Annotated in this window: 16 protein-coding genes and 3 pseudogenes; 9 read left to right on the plus strand and 10 right to left on the minus strand. The window is 71.3% G+C overall.

Features of this window, described 5'->3' with window-relative positions:
• Positions 1-2 precede the first annotated feature (2 nt).
• The 3 genes from ACHMXE_RS17255 to ACHMXE_RS17265 are packed head-to-tail and all read right to left on the minus strand — an operon-like array spanning position 3 to position 1273.
• A complete protein-coding gene (locus ACHMXE_RS17255) occupies positions 3-308 on the minus strand; it encodes an urease subunit beta (protein WP_395350343.1) in 306 nt (101 codons plus the stop codon).
• Between the two features lie 16 nt (positions 309-324).
• Positions 325-933, minus strand: coding sequence for a HupE/UreJ family protein (locus ACHMXE_RS17260; protein WP_395350344.1), 609 nt, complete (start codon positions 931-933; stop codon positions 325-327).
• A gap of 37 nt (positions 934-970) precedes the next feature.
• Positions 971-1273, minus strand: coding sequence for an urease subunit gamma (locus ACHMXE_RS17265; RefSeq protein ID WP_203202679.1), 303 nt, complete (start codon positions 1271-1273; stop codon positions 971-973).
• 65 nt (positions 1274-1338) lie between these two features.
• Here ACHMXE_RS17265 and ACHMXE_RS17270 point away from each other — a divergent pair, with 65 nt between their 5' ends.
• The 4 genes from ACHMXE_RS17270 (at position 1339) to ACHMXE_RS17285 (ending at position 6810) form a co-directional block, all read left to right on the plus strand.
• On the plus strand, positions 1339-4509 hold the full coding sequence (locus ACHMXE_RS17270) for a histidine kinase dimerization/phospho-acceptor domain-containing protein (protein ID WP_395350346.1): 3171 nt from the start codon (positions 1339-1341) through the stop codon (positions 4507-4509).
• A complete protein-coding gene (locus tag ACHMXE_RS17275; protein ID WP_395350348.1) occupies positions 4404-5009 on the plus strand; it encodes a response regulator in 606 nt (201 codons plus the stop codon). The genes ACHMXE_RS17270 and ACHMXE_RS17275 overlap by 106 nt, the downstream gene beginning before the upstream one ends.
• 7 nt (positions 5010-5016) lie before the next feature.
• Positions 5017-6033, plus strand: coding sequence for a response regulator (locus tag ACHMXE_RS17280; protein ID WP_395350349.1), 1017 nt, complete (start codon positions 5017-5019; stop codon positions 6031-6033).
• Positions 6034-6405: 372 nt separating this feature from the next.
• Positions 6406-6810, plus strand: coding sequence for a hypothetical protein (locus ACHMXE_RS17285; RefSeq protein WP_395350350.1), 405 nt, complete (start codon positions 6406-6408; stop codon positions 6808-6810).
• Here the strand turns inward: ACHMXE_RS17285 and ACHMXE_RS17290 are convergent.
• Positions 6797-7078 carry a CGNR zinc finger domain-containing protein gene (locus ACHMXE_RS17290; protein ID WP_395350351.1) on the minus strand — a complete coding sequence of 94 codons (282 nt, stop codon included), beginning with the start codon at positions 7076-7078 and terminating at the stop codon, positions 6797-6799. The two genes, ACHMXE_RS17285 and ACHMXE_RS17290, sit on opposite strands and share 14 nt — an antisense overlap.
• A 29-nt stretch (positions 7079-7107) precedes the next feature.
• Positions 7108-7428 carry an ABATE domain-containing protein gene (locus tag ACHMXE_RS17295; protein ID WP_395350352.1) on the minus strand — a complete coding sequence of 107 codons (321 nt, stop codon included), beginning with the start codon at positions 7426-7428 and terminating at the stop codon, positions 7108-7110.
• A gap of 143 nt (positions 7429-7571) precedes the next feature.
• Between ACHMXE_RS17295 and ACHMXE_RS17300 the strand changes: the two are divergent.
• A pseudogene (locus ACHMXE_RS17300) lies at positions 7572-8438 on the plus strand (alpha/beta fold hydrolase).
• Positions 8439-8441: 3 nt separating this feature from the next.
• Here the strand turns inward: ACHMXE_RS17300 and ACHMXE_RS17305 are convergent.
• Positions 8442-9362 carry a LysR substrate-binding domain-containing protein gene (locus ACHMXE_RS17305; protein ID WP_203202674.1) on the minus strand — a complete coding sequence of 307 codons (921 nt, stop codon included), beginning with the start codon at positions 9360-9362 and terminating at the stop codon, positions 8442-8444.
• Between the two features lie 107 nt (positions 9363-9469).
• Between ACHMXE_RS17305 and ACHMXE_RS17310 the strand changes: the two genes are divergently transcribed.
• Together ACHMXE_RS17310 and ACHMXE_RS17315 are read left to right on the plus strand one after the other, a co-directional pair.
• Positions 9470-10678 (plus strand): pyridoxal-phosphate dependent enzyme, encoded by a 1209-nt coding sequence (locus ACHMXE_RS17310; protein WP_395350353.1) that lies wholly within the window; start codon positions 9470-9472, stop codon positions 10676-10678.
• Positions 10679-10722: 44 nt separating this feature from the next.
• Positions 10723-11700 (plus strand): Bug family tripartite tricarboxylate transporter substrate binding protein, encoded by a 978-nt coding sequence (locus ACHMXE_RS17315; protein ID WP_395350354.1) that lies wholly within the window; start codon positions 10723-10725, stop codon positions 11698-11700.
• Between the two features lie 13 nt (positions 11701-11713).
• Here ACHMXE_RS17315 and ACHMXE_RS17320 read toward each other — a convergent pair.
• Positions 11714-12341: pseudogene (locus tag ACHMXE_RS17320) on the minus strand (transcriptional regulator).
• A 165-nt stretch (positions 12342-12506) separates the two neighbouring features.
• On the opposite strand from ACHMXE_RS17320, the gene ACHMXE_RS17325 reads away from it, so the two are divergent.
• On the plus strand, positions 12507-13415 hold the full coding sequence (locus tag ACHMXE_RS17325; protein WP_395350356.1) for an amino acid ABC transporter substrate-binding protein: 909 nt from the start codon (positions 12507-12509) through the stop codon (positions 13413-13415).
• A gap of 32 nt (positions 13416-13447) precedes the next feature.
• Positions 13448-14589 (plus strand): annotated as a pseudogene (locus ACHMXE_RS17330) (pyridoxal-phosphate dependent enzyme).
• A 36-nt stretch (positions 14590-14625) separates the two neighbouring features.
• Here ACHMXE_RS17330 and ACHMXE_RS17335 read toward each other — a convergent pair.
• The 3 genes from ACHMXE_RS17335 to ACHMXE_RS17345 all read right to left on the minus strand — a co-directional run bounded on the left by ACHMXE_RS17335 (position 14626) and on the right by ACHMXE_RS17345 (position 17156).
• Positions 14626-15768, minus strand: a complete 1143-nt coding sequence (locus ACHMXE_RS17335) for a DSD1 family PLP-dependent enzyme (RefSeq protein WP_395350357.1) — start codon at positions 15766-15768, stop codon at positions 14626-14628.
• Between the two features lie 23 nt (positions 15769-15791).
• Complete coding sequence (locus ACHMXE_RS17340; RefSeq protein ID WP_395350358.1) at positions 15792-16781, minus strand: ornithine cyclodeaminase family protein; 990 nt, start codon at positions 16779-16781, stop codon at positions 15792-15794.
• Between the two features lie 66 nt (positions 16782-16847).
• Entirely contained in the window at positions 16848-17156 is a 309-nt protein-coding gene (locus ACHMXE_RS17345) for a hypothetical protein (RefSeq protein ID WP_093341044.1), read from the minus strand.
• Positions 17157-17231: the final 75 nt, after the last annotated feature.

A 17231-nucleotide genomic window follows, 5' to 3' on the forward strand; every position in this document is an offset into this window, starting at 1 on the left:
GCTTAGAGCTTTCCTTGAACGAGTCCGCGGAACCCGTAGACGATGCGGTCGCCCGAGAAATCGACCAGTTCGACCGTGCGCTGCTGTCCCGGCTCGAAGCGCACCGCGGCGCCCGAGGCGATGTTCAGGCGCATGCCGCGCGCGGCGTCGCGGTCGAAGCCGAGGGCGCCGTTGGTTTCGGCGAAGTGGTAGTGCGAGCCGACCTGGATCGGCCGGTCGGCCGTGTTCTGCACCACCAGCGTGAGGGTGCGGCGGCCCGGGTTGAGCGTGTGGTCGCCGTCGTCGGTAAGGATTTCGCCGGGGATCATGGACCGGTGCCTCGCCTCAGATGGCCTGCGCCAGCAGCGTGGCGCCGAGGCCGACCACCGCGGCGCCCGCGATGCGCGGCAGCCATGCGTTGGCATGGCGCAGCGCCCAGCCCAGCGCGATGCCGGCGGCATGCAGCAGCACGGTCGCGCCGACCATGCCGGCAAGGGTGAGGGCGGCGTCTTGCTCGCCCGCGAGCTCGTGGCCGTGCGACACGCCGTGGAAGACCGCGAACAGGCCGACGACCGCCATCGCCACGCCGGCCGGCAGGTGCACGCGCGCGGCCACCAGCAGGCCCAGCACCAGCAGCGAGGCCGCGATCATCGGTTCGACGGCCGGCAGCTGCAGCCCGGCCAGGCCGACCAGCGCGCCCGCCAGCAGCATGCCGGCGAAGGCCAGCGGCGCCCACAGCAGGTCGGGCCAGGCGCGGCGCGCCGACAGCGCGCTCCAGACGCCCACGGCGACCATCGCCGCGAGGTGGTCGGCGCCGGTCAGCGGATGCATGAAGCCGGCCACGAGGCCGTGGTGCAGGCCGCCGTCGACGCCGGTGTGGGCGCTGGCCGCCAGGGGCAGCAGGGTGGCGGCGAGCAGGGCGAGGGTCCTGGAGGAGATGGTGGATGGGCGCATGAGGGCTTGTCCTTGTTCGTTCTGGGTGTGCGGTCGTTCAGACGATGGGCTGGTGCACCGTCACGAGCTTGGTGCCGTCGGGGAAGGTGGCCTCGACCTGGATGTCGGGAATCATCTCGGCGATGCCGTCCATCACGTCGGCGCGGGTCAGCACGTTGCGGCCCTCGCTCATGAGCTCGGCCACGCTCTTGCCGTCGCGCGCGCCTTCCATGACGGCGGCCGAGATCAGGGCGATGGCTTCGGGGTAGTTGAGCTTGAGGCCGCGGGCCTTGCGGCGTTCGGCGAGCAGCGCCGCGGTGAAGATCAGCAGCTTGTCTTTTTCGCGCGGAGTCAGTTCCATGGAGACGGCATCGGGTGGCGGGAGGAGGCGGCCATTATGGGCAGAGCAAGGCTGTTGCAACAGTCGTGCCCTGTTCGCCGAATGCCGTATGGCGCCGGGCCCGAGGGGCGCCGGGTGGCACGAAAGATGCACCGAAACGGTGTGAACCCTGGCCCGCCCTCCGCCGTCCCCCCACCGAGTCCGACGACGCGCCGCAGCGCATCGTCAAGGTGCGGCGCGACTACAACAGCTGGGTCGCGAGCGAAACCCTCGAGGACTATGCGCTGCGCTACACGCCGCAGCGCTTTCGCAAATGGTCCGAATGGCGGGTCGCCAACACGGCCTTCGGCGCGGCCTCGTTCCTGATCCTCGAGGCGGTGGGCGCCACGCTGCTGGTGCAGTACGGCTTCGCCAATGCCTTCTGGGCCATCCTGGCGACGGGGCTGATCATCTTCCTTGCGGGCCTGCCGATCAGCGTGTACGCGGCGCGCTACGGCGTCGACATGGACCTGCTCACGCGCGGCGCCGGGTTCGGCTACATCGGCTCCACGCTGACCTCGCTGATCTACGCGAGCTTCACCTTCATCTTCTTCGCGCTCGAGGCGGCCGTGATGGCCTACGCGCTCGAGCTGGCGCTGGGCATACCGCCGGTCTGGGGCTACCTGGTCTGCGCGCTGGTGGTGATCCCGCTGGTCACGCACGGGGTGTCGGCGATCAGCCGGCTGCAGCTGTGGACGCAGCCGCTGTGGCTGCTGATGCTGGTCGTGCCCTTCGCCTATGTGCTGGTGCGCGATCCTGGTGCGTTCGCGGGCATCACGCACTACAACGGCGCAAAGAGTGGTGCGCAAGGTTTCAATCTGCACCTGTTCGGTGCCGCGCTCACGGTGGGCATTGCGCTCATCACGCAGATGGGCGAACAGGCCGACTACCTGCGCTTCATGCCCGCGCGTACCGCTGCCAGCCGCGGCCGCTGGTGGGCCGGCGTGCTGGCGGGCGGGCCGGGCTGGGTGGTGCTGGGCGTGGTCAAGATGCTGGGCGGCGCCGCGCTGGCCTACCTCGCGATCACCCACATGGTGCCGGTGGAGCGCGCGGTCGACCCGAACCAGATGTACCTCGCGGCCTACGAGTACGTGTTTCCGAACTACGGCTGGGCGGTGGCGGCCACCGCGCTGTTCGTGGTGATCTCGCAGCTCAAGATCAACGTCACCAACGCCTACGCGGGCTCGCTGGCCTGGAGCAACTTCTTCTCGCGCGTGGCCCACAGCCACCCGGGGCGCGTGGTGTGGGTGGTGTTCAACGCGCTGATCGCCTTCATGCTGATGGAGATGAACGTGTTCGAGGCGCTGGGCGACGTGCTCGGGCTGTTCGCCAACATCGCCATCGCCTGGATGATGGCCGTGGTGGCCGACCTGGTCATCAACAAGCCGCTGGGCCTGTCGCCGCCGGGCATCGAGTTCAAGCGGGCCCACCTGTGGGACATCAACCCGGTGGGCGTGGGCGCGATGGCGCTGGCCTCGCTGCTGTCGATCACCGCGCACCTGGGCGTGTTCGGACCGCTGGCGCAGGCCTTCTCGGCGCTGATCGCGCTCGGCACGGCGCTCGTCGCCTCGCCGCTGCTGGCCTGGGCCACGGGCGGGCGCTACTACCTGGCGCGCGGCTCGGTCGAGGGCGCCGCGGTGGCGGCCGGCCGGCCGGTGCAGTGGGCGCGGGTGGAATCCGAGGGAGCCTACCGCCGCCTCGCGGTGCAGCGCTGCGTGATCTGCGAGCGCGAATACGAAGGCCCCGACATGGCCCACTGCCCGGCCTACCAGGGCGCGATCTGCTCGCTGTGCTGCACGCTCGACGCGCGCTGCGGCGACCTCTGCAAGCCGCATGCGAGCCTGTCGGCGCAGTGGTCGGCGGTGCTGCGCTGGCTGCTGCCGCGGCGCAGCTGGCGCTACCTCGACACCGGCCTGGGCCACTTCCTGCTGCTGATGCTGATCATCGTGCCGCTGCTGGCGGTGGTGTTCGGCGTGCTCTATCAGCAGGAGCTGCGCGCGCTCGGCGAACGCGCGCTCGAGCTGGCCGCGCAGAGCGAGGTGGCGCAGGCGCTCGCGGCCGCGCAGCAGGCCTCGCTGCGCTCGGGCTTCCTCAAGGCCTACATGGCGCTGCTGGTGATCGCGGGCATCGTGGCCTGGTGGCTGGTGCTGGCGCACCAGAGCCGCAAGGTGGCGCAGGAGGAATCGAACCGCCAGACCCACCTGCTGGTGCGCGAGATCGAGCTGCACCGCGAGACCGACCGCGCGCTGCAGTCGGCCACGCGCACCGCCGAGGAGGCGCGCGAGGTGGCCGAGCAGGCCAAGCTCGCGGCCGATCAGGCACGGCGCGCCGCCGACCAGGCCAACCAGGCCAAGAGCCGCTACATCAGCGCCATCAGCCACGAGCTGCGCACGCCGCTCAACAGCATCCTCGGCTATGCGCAGCTGATGGGGCGAAGACCACTCCGTGCCGCCGCACCGCCAGCAGGCGGTGGCGGTCATCAAGCGCGGCGGCGAGCACCTGCTGTCGCTGATCGAGGGCACGCTGGCGATCGCCCACATCGAGGCCGGCAAGCTCACGCTGCATGCGCGGCCGATGCGCTTCGCCGACACCCTGCGCGAGCTGGCCGACATGTTCGAGCTGCAGGCGGCCGAGAAGGGCCTGGCCTTCCACTTCGAGGCCGCGGGCACGCTGCCCGAGGTGGTGCGCGCCGACGAGAAGCGGGTCTGCCAGATCCTCATCAACCTGCTGGGCAACGCGATCAAGTTCACGGCCGCCGGCCAGGTCACGCTGCGCCTCGCTTATGCGCGCGAGTTCGCCGCGGTGGAGATCGAGGACACCGGCCCGGGCATGACGGCGGCCGAGATCGAGCGCATCTTCGAGCCCTTCGCGCGCGGCGATTCGGCCGGCGCCGCGGCCGCGCCGGGCGCGGGGCTGGGCCTCACCATCGCCAAGATGCTGACCGACCTGATGGGCGGCGAGATGAAGGTCAGCAGCACGCCGGGCGTGGGCTCGCTGTTCTGCGTGCGGCTGTTCCTGCCGCGCGTGCACGAGGCGGTGGCCGGTGCCGGCCGGCCGCAGCCGGTGCAGCGCGCGCGGCGCGGCTACGAGGCGCGCGCGCCGCCGGCTGCTGGTGGTCGACAACGAGGAGGCCGACCGCGAGCTGCTGGGCCATGTGCTGGCGCCGCTGGGCTTCGAGTTGCGCAGCGCGGCCAGCGGCCACGATGCGCTCGACCTGATCGCCGCCGGTTACCGGCCCGACGCCATGTTCGTCGACCTCGCGATGCCCGGCATCGACGGCTGGGAGACCATCCGCCGCGCGCGCCGGCTCGGGCTGGCCGATGCCGCGGTGGCGATCGTCTCGGCCAATGCCTTCGACAAGGGGCTCGACAACGACGTGGAGATCGCGCCCGAGGACTTCTTCGTGAAGCCGGTGCGCCACACCGAGCTGCTCGATTGGCTCGAGCGCCGGCTCGGCCTGCGCTGGACCGAAGTGGCCGCGGCGAGCGCGCCGGCGCCGATGCAGCCGGTGCTGCGGCCGCCCTCGCGCGAGCGGCTGCGCGCGCTCGACGAGGCCGTGAGCCTCGGCTACTTCCGCGGCATCATGAACCAGCTCGACGCGATCGACGGCGAGCAGCCCGAGTGCGCCGCCTGGACCGAGGCGCAGCGCGTGCTGGCGCGGCAGTTCCAGTTCGAGGCCATGGGCCGCGCGCTGGCCGAGGCGGCCCATGCGGGATGAGGACCAGATGAACACACCCGCCGAACCCGTGCCGCTCGCCCAGTCGCTGCGCGACAAGAGCACCAACAGCGACCTGGTGCTGATCGTGGACGACGTGCCCGACAACCTCGCGGTGCTGCACGACGCGCTCGACGAATCGGGCTACACGGTGCTGATCGCCACCAACGGCGAACAGGCCTTGCAGCGCGCCGCGCAGGCGCGGCCCGACATCGTGCTGCTCGACGCGATGATGCCGGGCATCGACGGCTTCGAGGTCGCGCGCCGGCTCAAGGCCGACGGGATGACGGCGCACATCCCGATCGTTTTCATGACCGGCCTGACCGAGACCGAGCACCTGGTGGCCGCGCTCGAGGCCGGCGGCGTGGACTACGTGACCAAGCCGATCAAGCCCAAGGAGGTGCTGGCGCGCATGAACGTGCACCTGCAGGGCGCCCGGCGCGCGCGCCAAGTGGCGCGCCAGGCCGGCCAGGCGCGCAATGCGCTCGACGCCTTCGGCTACGCCAGCATCACGGTGCGGCTGCCCGAGGGGCGGTTGATCTGGCAGACGGCGCTGGCGCGCGACCTGCTGCAGCGCTACTGCGAGACGCGCGCGCCCGAGACCCCGGCCGCCGTGCTCGATTGGCTGCGCAGCCATGCACCGGCGGCGCGTCAGCGCGGCGTGGAGCCGCCGGCGCTGTCGATCGCGCATGGCGCCAGCAGCCTCACGCTGCGCCTGCACCAGCAAACCGGGCACGACGATGACGGCGACGAGTGGATGATCATCATGCGCGAGGTGTCCGACACCGCCGTGATCGAGGCCATGAGCCTGAGCCTCAAGCTCACGGCGCGCGAGGCCGAGGTGCTCTACTGGGTGGTCAAGGGCAAGACCAACAAGGACATCGGCGAGATCCTCGGCAGCAGCCCGGCCACGGCGAAGAAGCACCTCGAGCGGGTCTACGTGAAGCTCGGCGTGGAGACACGCACGGCCGCGGCCGGCGTGGCGATCAAGCGCATCCGCGAGCTGCAGCCGCAGTTCGAGATCTAGCCTTCAAGCCGCGGCGTCACGCCGCCGACTTTCCGCCTGCCTAGAATCGCGCGCCGGTTCACCGGAACGCCCGCGATGAAGAACAACGAACACGCCACGAGAGGGACGCGCATCGGATGGCTGCTGGCCGCCTGCGGCCTGTGGGGCCGGCGCGGGCGCGCACGCGGCCGGCCATTTCGACATCGACGATGCCGCCACGCTCGATCCGGGCCAGTGCCAGTACGAGACCTGGTGGGGCCGCACCGGCACCGAACCGGTCATCGGCTTCCACCTGGGCCCGGCCTGCCGCATCGGCCCCGTGGAGCTGGGCTTCAACCTCGACCGGCTGTCGACGCTGGGCGTGCGCACGGTCACCGGCGGGCCGCAGATCAAGTGGAATTTCTTCGGCCCGGCGCCCGATGCGACCTGGAGCGCCGCGGTCTCGGCCGGCACGGTGTCGGACTTCCGTACCGGCGGCCGCACGGGCGGGCAGTTCGTGGTGCCGGTCAGCTGGCGCCCACGCCGAACCTGCAGATCCACGCCAACCTCGGCGCCGACTGGGCGCCCGGCACCGGCCAGCGCACGACGCGCGGCGGGCTGGCCTGCGAGTGGGCGCTCAACGACACGCTGTCGCTGATCGCCGAACGCAGCCGCGTCTCGCGGCTGTGGACCTCGCGCGTGGGCGCGCGGGTCAATCTCACGCCGCTGATCAGCCTCGACCTCAGCGCCTCACGCACCGGGCCGCAGGGCATGCGCGGTGTCGTGATCGGCCTGAACCACGAGTTCAGCTGGCACTGAGGCCGCGCCGCGCCCGGTGCGCGGCCGCCTTCGCGCGGTTGCCGCACGAGGCCATGCTGCACCAGCGGCGCGAGTGGGTCTTGGTGCGGTCCAGGAACATCAGCGTGCAGGCGTGGCCCTCGCAGGCGCGCACCCATTCGAAACGCTCGTCGCACAGCAGCTCGGCCATGGCGCGCGCGATCGGCTGCAGCAGCTGATCGGGCGCCGCGAAGGGCTCGACGCGGCGCAGCCGCAGGCCGCCGCCCTCGGGGTCGGCCGCGACTTCCACATGGCTCTGGTCCTGCGCGAGCAGGCGGTTCAGGGCCTCGAGCTCGGCGGCCGCCTCCTCGTCGAGCGGCCGGCCGCATGGCGTTCGGCGAAGTGCCGGAAACCGTCGCGCAGTTCGCGCGCGCGTTGCGCCACCGCATCGAGCGCGGCCGCGCCGTCCCTGGCGGCCCGCAGCCGCTCGGCATCGGCCGGCGCGATCAGCTTCGCCGCCAGCAGCCATTGCAGCAGCGCCGCGCCATCGGCCAGCCATTCGACGCGCACGCCGTCGGGCGTGGCGGTGCTGTTGACGAAATCGAGCGCGAGGTGGTCGCCGACGAAGGGCGCGGGCAGGGGGACGGCGGTGGTGGTCATGGCGAAGCTCCTTGGCGCGATGATAACCGTCAAAAAATAGATTGACAGGTTACTCGGCTATGAATAACCTTTAAAAACGTCGTTAGCAGGTTATTCAAGTCCGGGAGCCCCCGGCGCCGCCATCGGCTTGCAGGAGTCTTCCCATGGTTCGTTTCCACACCGTCGCCGTCGGCGCGCACAAGGTCTTCTATCGCGAGGCCGGCGATCCCTCGCGGCCCACCTTGCTGCTGCTGCACGGCTTCCCGAGCTCGTCGCACATGTTCCGCCACCTGATCCCGCTGCTGGCGGACCGCTTCCACATCGTCGCGCCCGACCTGCCGGGCTTCGGCTTCACCAGTCGCCCGCGCGGTCGGCCTTCGCCTACAGCTTCGACAACCTCGCGAAGGTGATCGAGGGCTTCACCGACGCGCTCGGCCTGCGGCGCTATGCGATCTACGTCTTCGACTACGGCGCGCCCGTGGGCTTCCGGCTCGCGCTGTCGCGGCCCGAGCGGGTGAGCGCGATCGTGTCGCAGAACGGCAATGCCTACGAACAGGGCCTGAGCGAGGGCTGGGGCGTGCTGCGCACCTATTGGCGCGAGCCGAATGCCGCCAACCGCGAGGCCGTGCGCGCGGCCCAACTGACGCACGAGGCCACGCGCTGGCAGTACGTGCACGGCGCGCCCGATCCGCTGCAGGTGGCGCCCGAGGCCTGGGAGCTCGACTGGGCGCTGATGCAGCGGCCCGACAACATCGAGATCCAGCTCGACCTGTTCCTCGACTACGCGAACAACGTGGCGCTGTATCCGAAGTTCCACGAGTACTTCCGCAGCCGACCGTCCGCCCTTCCTCGCGATCTGGGGCCGCAACGATCCCTTCTTCCTGCCGCCGGGCGCCGAGGCCTTCAAGACCGACAACCCGAACGCGCAGGTGCGCTTCCTCGACACCGGCCACTTCGCGCTCGAGACGCATGCGGCGGAGATCGGCGCGGCGATCGGCGATTTCCTCGGCGGGCTGCCGGCCGAGGGCTGAAGCTCAGCGCAGGTAGCGCTGCATGCGCTTCTCGTCGTCGGCCAGCTGCTGGCGCATCACCGAGAGGAAGTCGCGCGCGGTCGACGACAGCACCTTGCCGGCCGGCAGCGCGAGGATGCAGGCGAAGGAGATGTCGACCGACAGCTTGCGCGCCACCAGGCCGCGCTCGGCGTAGTCGAGCGCGGTGATCGGATTGACCAGGCCCACGCCGAGGCCGCGCAGCGCCATCTCGCAGACGCTGGCGGCGTAGGGCGTCTGCACCACCATGCGCAGCGCCAGGCTCTTCTGCGCCAGCGCGGCCTCGAGCCGGCGGTGCGAGGGGTCCTCGGGGTTGAGCGCGAGGAAGGGCGCCTCCACCAGCTGCTCGGGCTCGATGCTCTTGAAGCGCGCGAGCGCATGGCCCTGCGGCATCACCACCACGCCCGGGAAATGCGCGAAGGTCGAATGCTCGAGGCCCTCGAGCGAGAGCTCGTCGGCCATCAGGCCGAAGTCGGAGATGCCCATCGAGACCCGGTCGCGCACGTCCTTGGAACTGAGCACCTGCAGCGACACCTGCGGCCAGGCGCTCGCGCCACGGTGCGCCTTGAAGCGCTCGAGCGCGCGCGGCATGAAGCCCAGCCCGAAGGCCGGATAGCAGCTGAGCTCGAGCTGGTTGGTGCCGAAGTCGCGCAGGCTGCGCATGCGGTGCTCGATCGCGTCCATGCCGATGAACACGCGCTCGACCTCCACCCACAGCGCGCGCGCCTCGGGCGTGGGCACCAGCCGTCCACCGGTGCGCTGGAACAGCTGCATGCCCGCCTGCGTCTCGAGCCGCTTGAGCGACTGGCTGATCGCCGGCTGCGTCACATGCAGCAGCGCCGCGGCCTTGCGCGTGGAGCTGCTGCGCATCAGCGCCCGGAAAGTCTCGATCTCCGCAAATCGCATCGATAAGTTCCGTTATCGGTTGAGTATTTTGGGCCTTCTGATTTTATTTCCGAACGCATAAGATTCGGCCCGCCACCCCGACCGACTTCCTTCACACCCCCAGTGCGATGACACTCCACGCGCTCGATACCCAGCCCGCCGACCTTTCTTGCGGCACCGCCGCGGACGAGGCCCTCGCGGCCGATGCCGCGCGGCCGCTGCGCGACCCGCAGCTGCGCGGCCTCCAGTGCCTGCGCTGCGAGACGCTCTATCCGGTGTCCTCGCTCAACGACGGCTGCCCGGCCTGCCGCCGCATGGGCGTGCACATCGGCCTGCGGGCCAGCTACCTGCCGGGCACCGAAACCGGCATGCCGATGCCCTACCTGCCGGGCTTCACGCTCGGCGAGGGCAACACGCCACTGCGCGAGCTGCCCGAACTGGCGCAGCGCCTGGGCGTGGCGCGGCTGGCGCTCAAGGACGAATCGGTCAACCCGACCGGCTCGCACAAGGACCGCATGACCGCCGTCGGCGTGGCGCAGGCGCTGGAAGCCGGCGCCCACACGCTGGTGCTGGCCTCCTCGGGCAATGCCGCGGTGTCGGCGGCCCACTATGCCTGGGCCGCGGGCCTGTCCTGCGAGGTCGCGGGCTACGAAGGCCTGCCGGCCGCCTATGCGCGCCAGCTCGACGCGCTCGGCGCGCGGCGCTATGCCTTCTCCGACAACGCGGGCCGCTGGGCCTTCGTGCGCGAGCGCGCGCAGCATCCGGGCTACTTCGCGCTCACCAACTACCGGCTGCCCGCGCTGGGCAGCGCGCCGCTCGCGATCGAGGGCTACAAGCCGATCGCGGCCGAATGCCTGGCCGAGGGCGGCCTGCCCGACCACATCGTGGTGCCGACCGCGCGCGGCGACCTGGCCTGGGGCATCTACGCAGGCTTTCGCGACCTGCTGGCGGCCGGGCGCATCGCGCGCCTGCCGCGGCTGTGGCTGGTGGAGCCGTTCCCGCGGCTGTCGCGCGTGCTCGCGGGCGGCGCCGTCAACGGCAGCTACCCGGGCCACACGGCGCAGTTCTCGACCGCGGGCGCCACCGTCACCTACCTGCAATGGCAGGCCGCCACCGCCACCGCGGGCGGCGCGGTGGTGGTCAGCGACGACGAGGCGCGCGCGGCGCGGCGGCTGCTGACGGCCGCCGGCGTGAGCGCCGAACTCTGTGCGGCCGCGGGCCTGGGCGCGCTGCGGCAGTTGCGCGACAACGGCCTGGTGGCCGCCGACGCGCACGTGGTGCTGATGCTCACCGCGAGCGCCGCCTGCGACCCGAGCTGGCCCGATCCGTCGGTCTGAGACCGGTTCTTCTCCTCTTTCCTTCCTCGTTCACGGAGCACGCGATGCGCCGACGTACCTTCATTGCCGTTTCATCGGCAGGTGCCCTGCTGGGCGCCACCGGCAGCGCCCGGGCGGGCGCCTTTCCCGACCGGCCCGTGAAGCTGGTCGTGCCCTGGGCCGCGGGCGGCAGCACCGACGCCATCGCGCGCGCCATGGCGCAGCGCATGAGCCAGACGCTGGGCCAGTCGGTGATCGTCGACAACCGCCCGGGCGCGGCCGGCCAGATCGGCACCGAAGCGGCGGCCAAGGCGCCGCCCGACGGCTACACGCTGGTCATCGTCGAGCTGCCGCATGCCATCGCGCCGGCCGTGACGGCGAAGCTGCCCTACGACCTGCTGCGCGACTTCACGCCGGTGACCATGATCGGCACCTCGCCGCTGGTGCTGTTCGCGGGCATGGACGAGGGCAGCAAGGACTTCCGCGGCTTCATGAAGACGGCCGCCGCGAGCGCCTCGCCGCCCGCGATCGCGCACAGCGGCGCGGGCACCGTGAGCCATCTCGCGGGCGAACTGCTGGCGCAGCGCTCCGGGATCCGCTTCAACATGGTCCCGTACCGCGGCTCGGCGCCCGCGCTCACCGACGTGGCCGCGGGCACGGTGGCCGGCCATTTCGCGACCCTGGCCAGCGGCTCGAGCCTGGTGGGCGCGCGCCGCATCCGGCCGCTGCTGGTGGCGAGCGCGAAGCGCGTGGACATCCCGGGCCTGCAGGGCGTGCCCGCGCTCGCCGAGAGCGGCCTCGCGGGCATGGAGATCGACCAGTGGTGGGCGCTGGTCGCGCCCGCCACCACGCCGCTCGAAGTGGTGGAGAAGCTGCGCGCCGAGGCCGTCGCGGCGCTGGCCCATGCCTCGGTCAAGCAGCGCATGTCGGCGCTCGGCGTGCAGCTGCGCGGCTCGACCACCGGCGAGCTGCGCGCCTTCATGCGCGCCGAGGCCGAGCGCTGGCAGCGCGTGGCGCGCGAGATCGGGCTGCAGCCGCAGTAGGCCGCGCGGACTCCTAGCGGGCGTCGCTGTAGACGGTGGCGCGCGACACGCCCATGTGCGCGGCCGCGATCTCGGCGCCGCGGCGGATTTCGAGAAAGCCTTCCTTCCTGAGTTCCTGCACCAGCTGCTTGCGGTCGGCCGGCTTGAGCGAGCGCGGCGTGGTCGCGCGCGCGGCCGCGAAGGCGTCGATGCGCGCATGGATGCGCTCCGACTGGCCGCTGCCGGGCTCGAGGTGCTCGCGCACCTCGCTGTCGTCGATGCGCGTGAACTGCGACATCGCGCTCTGGAAGCTCTGGAACAGGGTCAGGTCCACGTTCAGGCACAGCGCGGCCACGTACTTCGCCGTGCTCGTCCTTGATGCCGATCGAGGTGCTCTTGACCTTGCGGCCGTCGGGAAAGGCATTGGCGTAGTTCGCGATCACGGCCGGGAATTCGGGATCGCGGATGCGCGCGAGCCCGAGCTCGGTGACCGACTGGCCGACCTGCCGGCCGCTCAGGCCGTTCTCGATCGCATGGATCGCGTTCTCGGGATTGCGCAGGTCGTGCACCACCACCTCGCAGAAGGGCGCGAAGGTCTGGCCCAGGCCCTCGGCGATGTGGTCGAGCATCTCGAGCAGGTGCTTGTCGGACTTCTTCTTCATGCGGGTGAATGTATCCAGGTCTGGACGAAGCATCCAAACCGCGCGCCAAAACTGTACAAAAAGTACATTAATGGATATATTGTCTGGAACCGCGGTGCCCTCCGGCGGCCGCCTTCGCGGGCGGCACGCCGACTTCCCTCTTTCTTTCTCTGCTCGGAGAAACCCATGAAGAAGATCCGTCTGGCGTTCCCTGTCCTCGTCCTCTCGCTGCTGGCCGCCGGTGCCGGCCCGGCCTCGGCCGACACCCTGCGCAAGCTCGCCGACAGCGGCCGCATCGCGATGGGCGTGCGCGACTCGGGCGCGCCGCTGTCCTATGCGCTCGGCGCGGGCCGCTACACCGGCTACCACGTCGAGCTCTGCGAGCGCGTGATCGCCGGCCTGCGCGAGGCGCAGCGGCTGCCCGCGCTGGCCATCGACTACCAGCCCGTGACTTCGTCGAACCGCATTCCGCTGGTGCGCAACGGCACGGTCGACCTCGAGTGCGGCACCACCACCAACAACGCGGCGCGCCAGAAGGAGGTGGCGTTCGCGCTCACCACCTACGTCACCGAGGTGCGGCTCGCGGTGGCCGCGAAGTCGGGCATCGCCTCGATCGCGCAGCTGCAGGGCAAGACGGTGGTCGTGACCTCGGGCTCGAGCGCGGTGAAGACCGCGCGGCTGCACAAGAAGGCGGCCGGCGTCGAGTTCCAGGAGGTCTACGGCAAGGACACGGGCGACAGCTTCCTGCTGCTGCAGACCGGCCGCGCCGATGCCTGGGTCGACGACGACAACATCCTCGCGGGCAACATCGCGAGCGCGCGCACGCCGGGCGACTTCCGCATTGCGGGCGAGACCTTCGCGGTGGAGCCGATCGCGATCATGCTGCGGCGCGACGACCCGGCCTTCAAGGCCGCGGTCGATGCCCAGCTGCGCCGGCTGATGGCCGACGGCGAGCTCGCGAAGCTCTACGACAAGTGGTTCGTGCAGCCGATCCCGCCGCGCAACGCGGCGCTGAACCTGCCGATGAGCGCCGCGCTGCGCCAGGCGATCTCGGCGCCGAACGACAACCCCTCCGAGGCCTACCAGGCCCGCTGAACCCATTCATCAAGCAACGAAGGAACATAGCCATGCCGAACACCCCGCACTACATCGACCCGCGCACCGGCCGCACCCATGGCCTGCTCGAGCGCCGCTGGCGCTCCGACGACGGCCATCCGATGATGATCACGCCGCTGCCCGGCATCTCGCGCGACGACATCGACACGCGCGTGCGCTCGCTGTGGCGCTACCGCGCGGCGCTGCCGGTGGCGATCGAGCAGCCCGCGAGCCTGGGCGAAGGCTGCACGCCGCTCGTGCAGAAGCGCTGGGGCGGGCTCGAGCCCTTCTTCAAGCTCGAGTGGTTCAACCCCACCTGCAGCTTCAAGGACCGCGGCGCGGCCGTGATGATGTCCTTCCTGCGCCAGATCGGCGTGGACGCGGTGCTCGAGGACAGCTCGGGCAACGGCGGCGCCGCGATCGCCGCCTCCGGTGCCGCTGCGGGCCTGCGCGTGAAGGTGCTCGCGCCCGCCTACACGCCGGCGCCCAAGGTGGCGCAGATCCGCGCCTTCGGTGCCGAGGTGCAGCTCGTGCCCGGCCCGCGCGAGGCTTCTGAAGAAGAGGCGGTGCGCCAGTCCTCCGAGATCTTCTACGCGAGCCACAACTGGCACCCCTTCTTCCTGCAGGGCACGAAGACGCTGGCCTACGAGCTCTGGGAGGACCTGGGCTTCGAGGCGCCCGACAACGTGATCATCCCGGCCGGCGCGGGCAGCAACGTGCTGGGCTGCCACATCGGCTTCAAGGAGCTGCTCGCGGCCGGGCAGATCCGCCGGCTGCCGCGCATCTTCGTCGCGCAGCCGCTCAACTGCTCGCCGATCGACGCGAGCTTCACGGCCGGCGTAGACACGCTGGTCGAGCGCGCGGTGGCGCCGACCATCGCCGAGGGCACGGCGATCAAGCGGCCGGTGCGGTTGCGCGAGATCCTGCAGGCGCTGCGCGAGACGCGCGGCGGCACGGTGGCGCTGACCGAGAACAGATCGCGGCAGCCGTGCGCCGGCTGGCGGCGACGGGGCTCTATGCCGAGCCGACCTCCTCGTCGGCCGCTGCCGCCATCGAATTGCTGGAGCAACGCGGCGAGATCCGCGCGGGCGAGAAGACGGTGGTGCTGCTGACGGGCACCGGGCTCAAGTCGACGCAGTTCATGACCGAGCTGTTCGCAGGGTCGGCCGGCTGATCGACCGGGCGCCCCGCGCGCAGCGGGGCGTTCGCTTCACCAGCCGTGCAGCCGCGGCCAGGCCCGCAGGCTGCCGTCCTGCGCGAGCGCGTGGTATTCGGGGAACTGGGCGCCGGTCGCGCAGGCATGGTTGGGCAGGATGCGCAGCCGCGTGCCGATCGGGAAGCGTTCGACGATGTCCGTGGCCGTGCCGTCCGCGAGCGACAGGATGCCGTGCTCCTGGTTCGCGCCGCTTAGCACATAGCCTTCGATCGCGCGGCCTTCGAGGTCGCAGGCCTGGCCGTAGCCGAAGTCGTGCTTCTGCTTCGCCGTGCCGCGGTCGCGGCTCATCGCCATCCAACCGGCGTCGAGGATGGCCCAGCCCTTCTCGGCCTGGTGGCCGATGACGGTGGCCAGCACGCTCAGCGCGATGTCCTCGGGCGCGCAGACGCCGATGTTGTGCATCACGAGGTCGAAGAACACGTAGACGCCGGCGCGCACCTCGGTCACGCCGTCGAGCCGCGCGGCCGACAGCGCGGTGGGCGTGGAGCCCACGCTCACCACCGGGCAGGGCAGGCCGGCCGCGCGCAGCCGCTCGGCGGCCCTCACGCAGCCCGCGCGTTCCTGCTCGGCCATGGCCGCGAGGGCCTCGGGCGTGTCGAGCTCGTAACTCGAGCCCGCATGCGTGAGCACGCCCGCGAGCCGCATGCCGCCGTCGTGCAGCACGCGCCCGACCTCGAGCAGCGCGGCCTCGCCGGGCTTGATGCCCGAACGGTGGCCGTCGGTGTCGACCTCGATCAGCACCTCGAAGGCCTCGCCCTGCGCGCGGCCGAAGTCGGCGATGGCGCGGGCCGAGGCCAGGCTGTCCGTGATGATCGTCAGCCGGCAGCCCGCGCGGCGCAGCGCGAGCGCCTGCGGCAGCTTGGCCGCGGCCATGCCCACCGCATAGAGGATGTCGTCGATGCCGTCGGCGTGGAACTGCGCGGCCTCCTTGAGCGTGGAGACCGTGATGCCCTGCGCGCCCGCCGCGAGCTGCGCCTGCGCAACCGGCGTGCACTTGCTGGTCTTCACGTGCGGGCGGAAGCGCACGCCCAGCGCGTCCATGCGCGCTTGCATGCGCGCGATGTTGCGTTGCATGCGCGGCAGGTCGATCAGGGCGGCGGGGGTGTCGAGCTCGGCGAGGGTGGGGGTGGTGGTCATGGCGAGGAGGAACGAGGAGGGAGTTACCAGGGCCAGGCGATGCGCGTGCCGGTGCCGGTCGCGGCCGCGCGCCGCTGCAGCATGCGCGCCACGGTCAGGTCCTGCAGCGCGAGGCCGGTCATGTCGAACACGGTGATGTCGTCGTCGGCGCGCTCGAAGGCCGCGCGGCCCGAGAGCAGGTCGCCGAGCTCGATGCCGGCGGTGTCGGGTGCCCACTGGGTCTCGCCGATCTGCCGTGCCTGCACGCGGTCGTCGACGACCAGGCGCACGCGCGGCAGCAGGCCGTCGGGCAGTTCGCGCTTGCCGCGCGTGTCGGCACCCACGCAGTTCAGATGGGTGCCGGGTTGCACGGCATCGAGGTCGAACAGCGCGCCGGCGCCGGGCGTGGCGGTGATCACGAGGTCGCTGTGGGCGACGGCCTCGTGGCGGTCGGCCGCCGGCGCGATCGCGCAGCGAGCGGCGAAGGCGGCTTCGAAGTCGGCGTCGCGCCCGCCGCGAGCGCTCACGTAGCGCACCTCGGCCAGCGCGGGCAGGGTGCGCAGCGCGAAATCGAGCTGCACCCGCGCCTGCACGCCGGTGCCGAAGACGCAGGCGCGCGTGCTGCCGGGCCGCGCGAGCGCGCGCAGGCCCAGCGCGCCGGCCGCGCCGGTGCGCAGCGTGGTGACCGCGTTGCCGTCGATCAGGCATTGCGGCCGGCCGGTCGCAGGGTCGATCAGCAGGATCGTGGCCTGGTGGGGCTCGCCGCCGCGCGCGCGGTTGGCCGGCCAGAAGCCCGCGGCCTTGAATCCGAGCAGCCCCTGCGCGGGCACGTCGCCCGACTTGATGCCGAACACGCCGCCGGTGGCCAGCGGCTCGCGCACCACCGGAAACACCCGGCCCTCGCGCGCGCTATGCAGCACGAAGGCCTCGCGCACGGCCTCGAGCACGTCCTCGGGAGCGAGCAGGGCATCGACCTGGTGCTTGTCGAGCAGCAGCAACGAGGCGTCGGCGGGCGACGATGGGGATTCATTCATCTGGAAATATTATCCAATTCCAGACGAAAAGTAAAATTCACGGAGGGCGGCCGGCCGCCGCGGGCTTCAGCGCCCGGTCTGCACCTTGATGCGGATGCTGCGCACCTCCCAGCCGCGGTTGCGCAGCCGGGTCACGAGCATCGGCGCCAACTGGCGCAGCTTGGCGGCCGCGGCGCTGCCCTTGACCAGCAGGCACCATTCGTCGCCCTCGGCCGGGCCGGCCTGGATGGCGGGGCGCATCAGTGGCGGGATCAGTTCCTCGACCGCGCGCAGCCGGTCGCCGGCGTCGCGCGCGCGGGCGATCAGGCTCGCCAGCGTGGGCGAATCCTCGGCCGCCTGCTGCAGCGTGAACGGGGGCGTGGAACGGCGATTCATTCGTAATTCTGTGGGTGAAACAAGACAGCTAAAATGCCCGGTTTGCCGGCGGTCCCGCCGGGAAAATCGTTCAAA

The sequence above is a fragment of the Variovorax sp. UC122_21 genome, from assembly GCF_044056785.1.
Taxonomy (GTDB): Bacteria; Pseudomonadota; Gammaproteobacteria; order Burkholderiales; family Burkholderiaceae_C; genus Variovorax.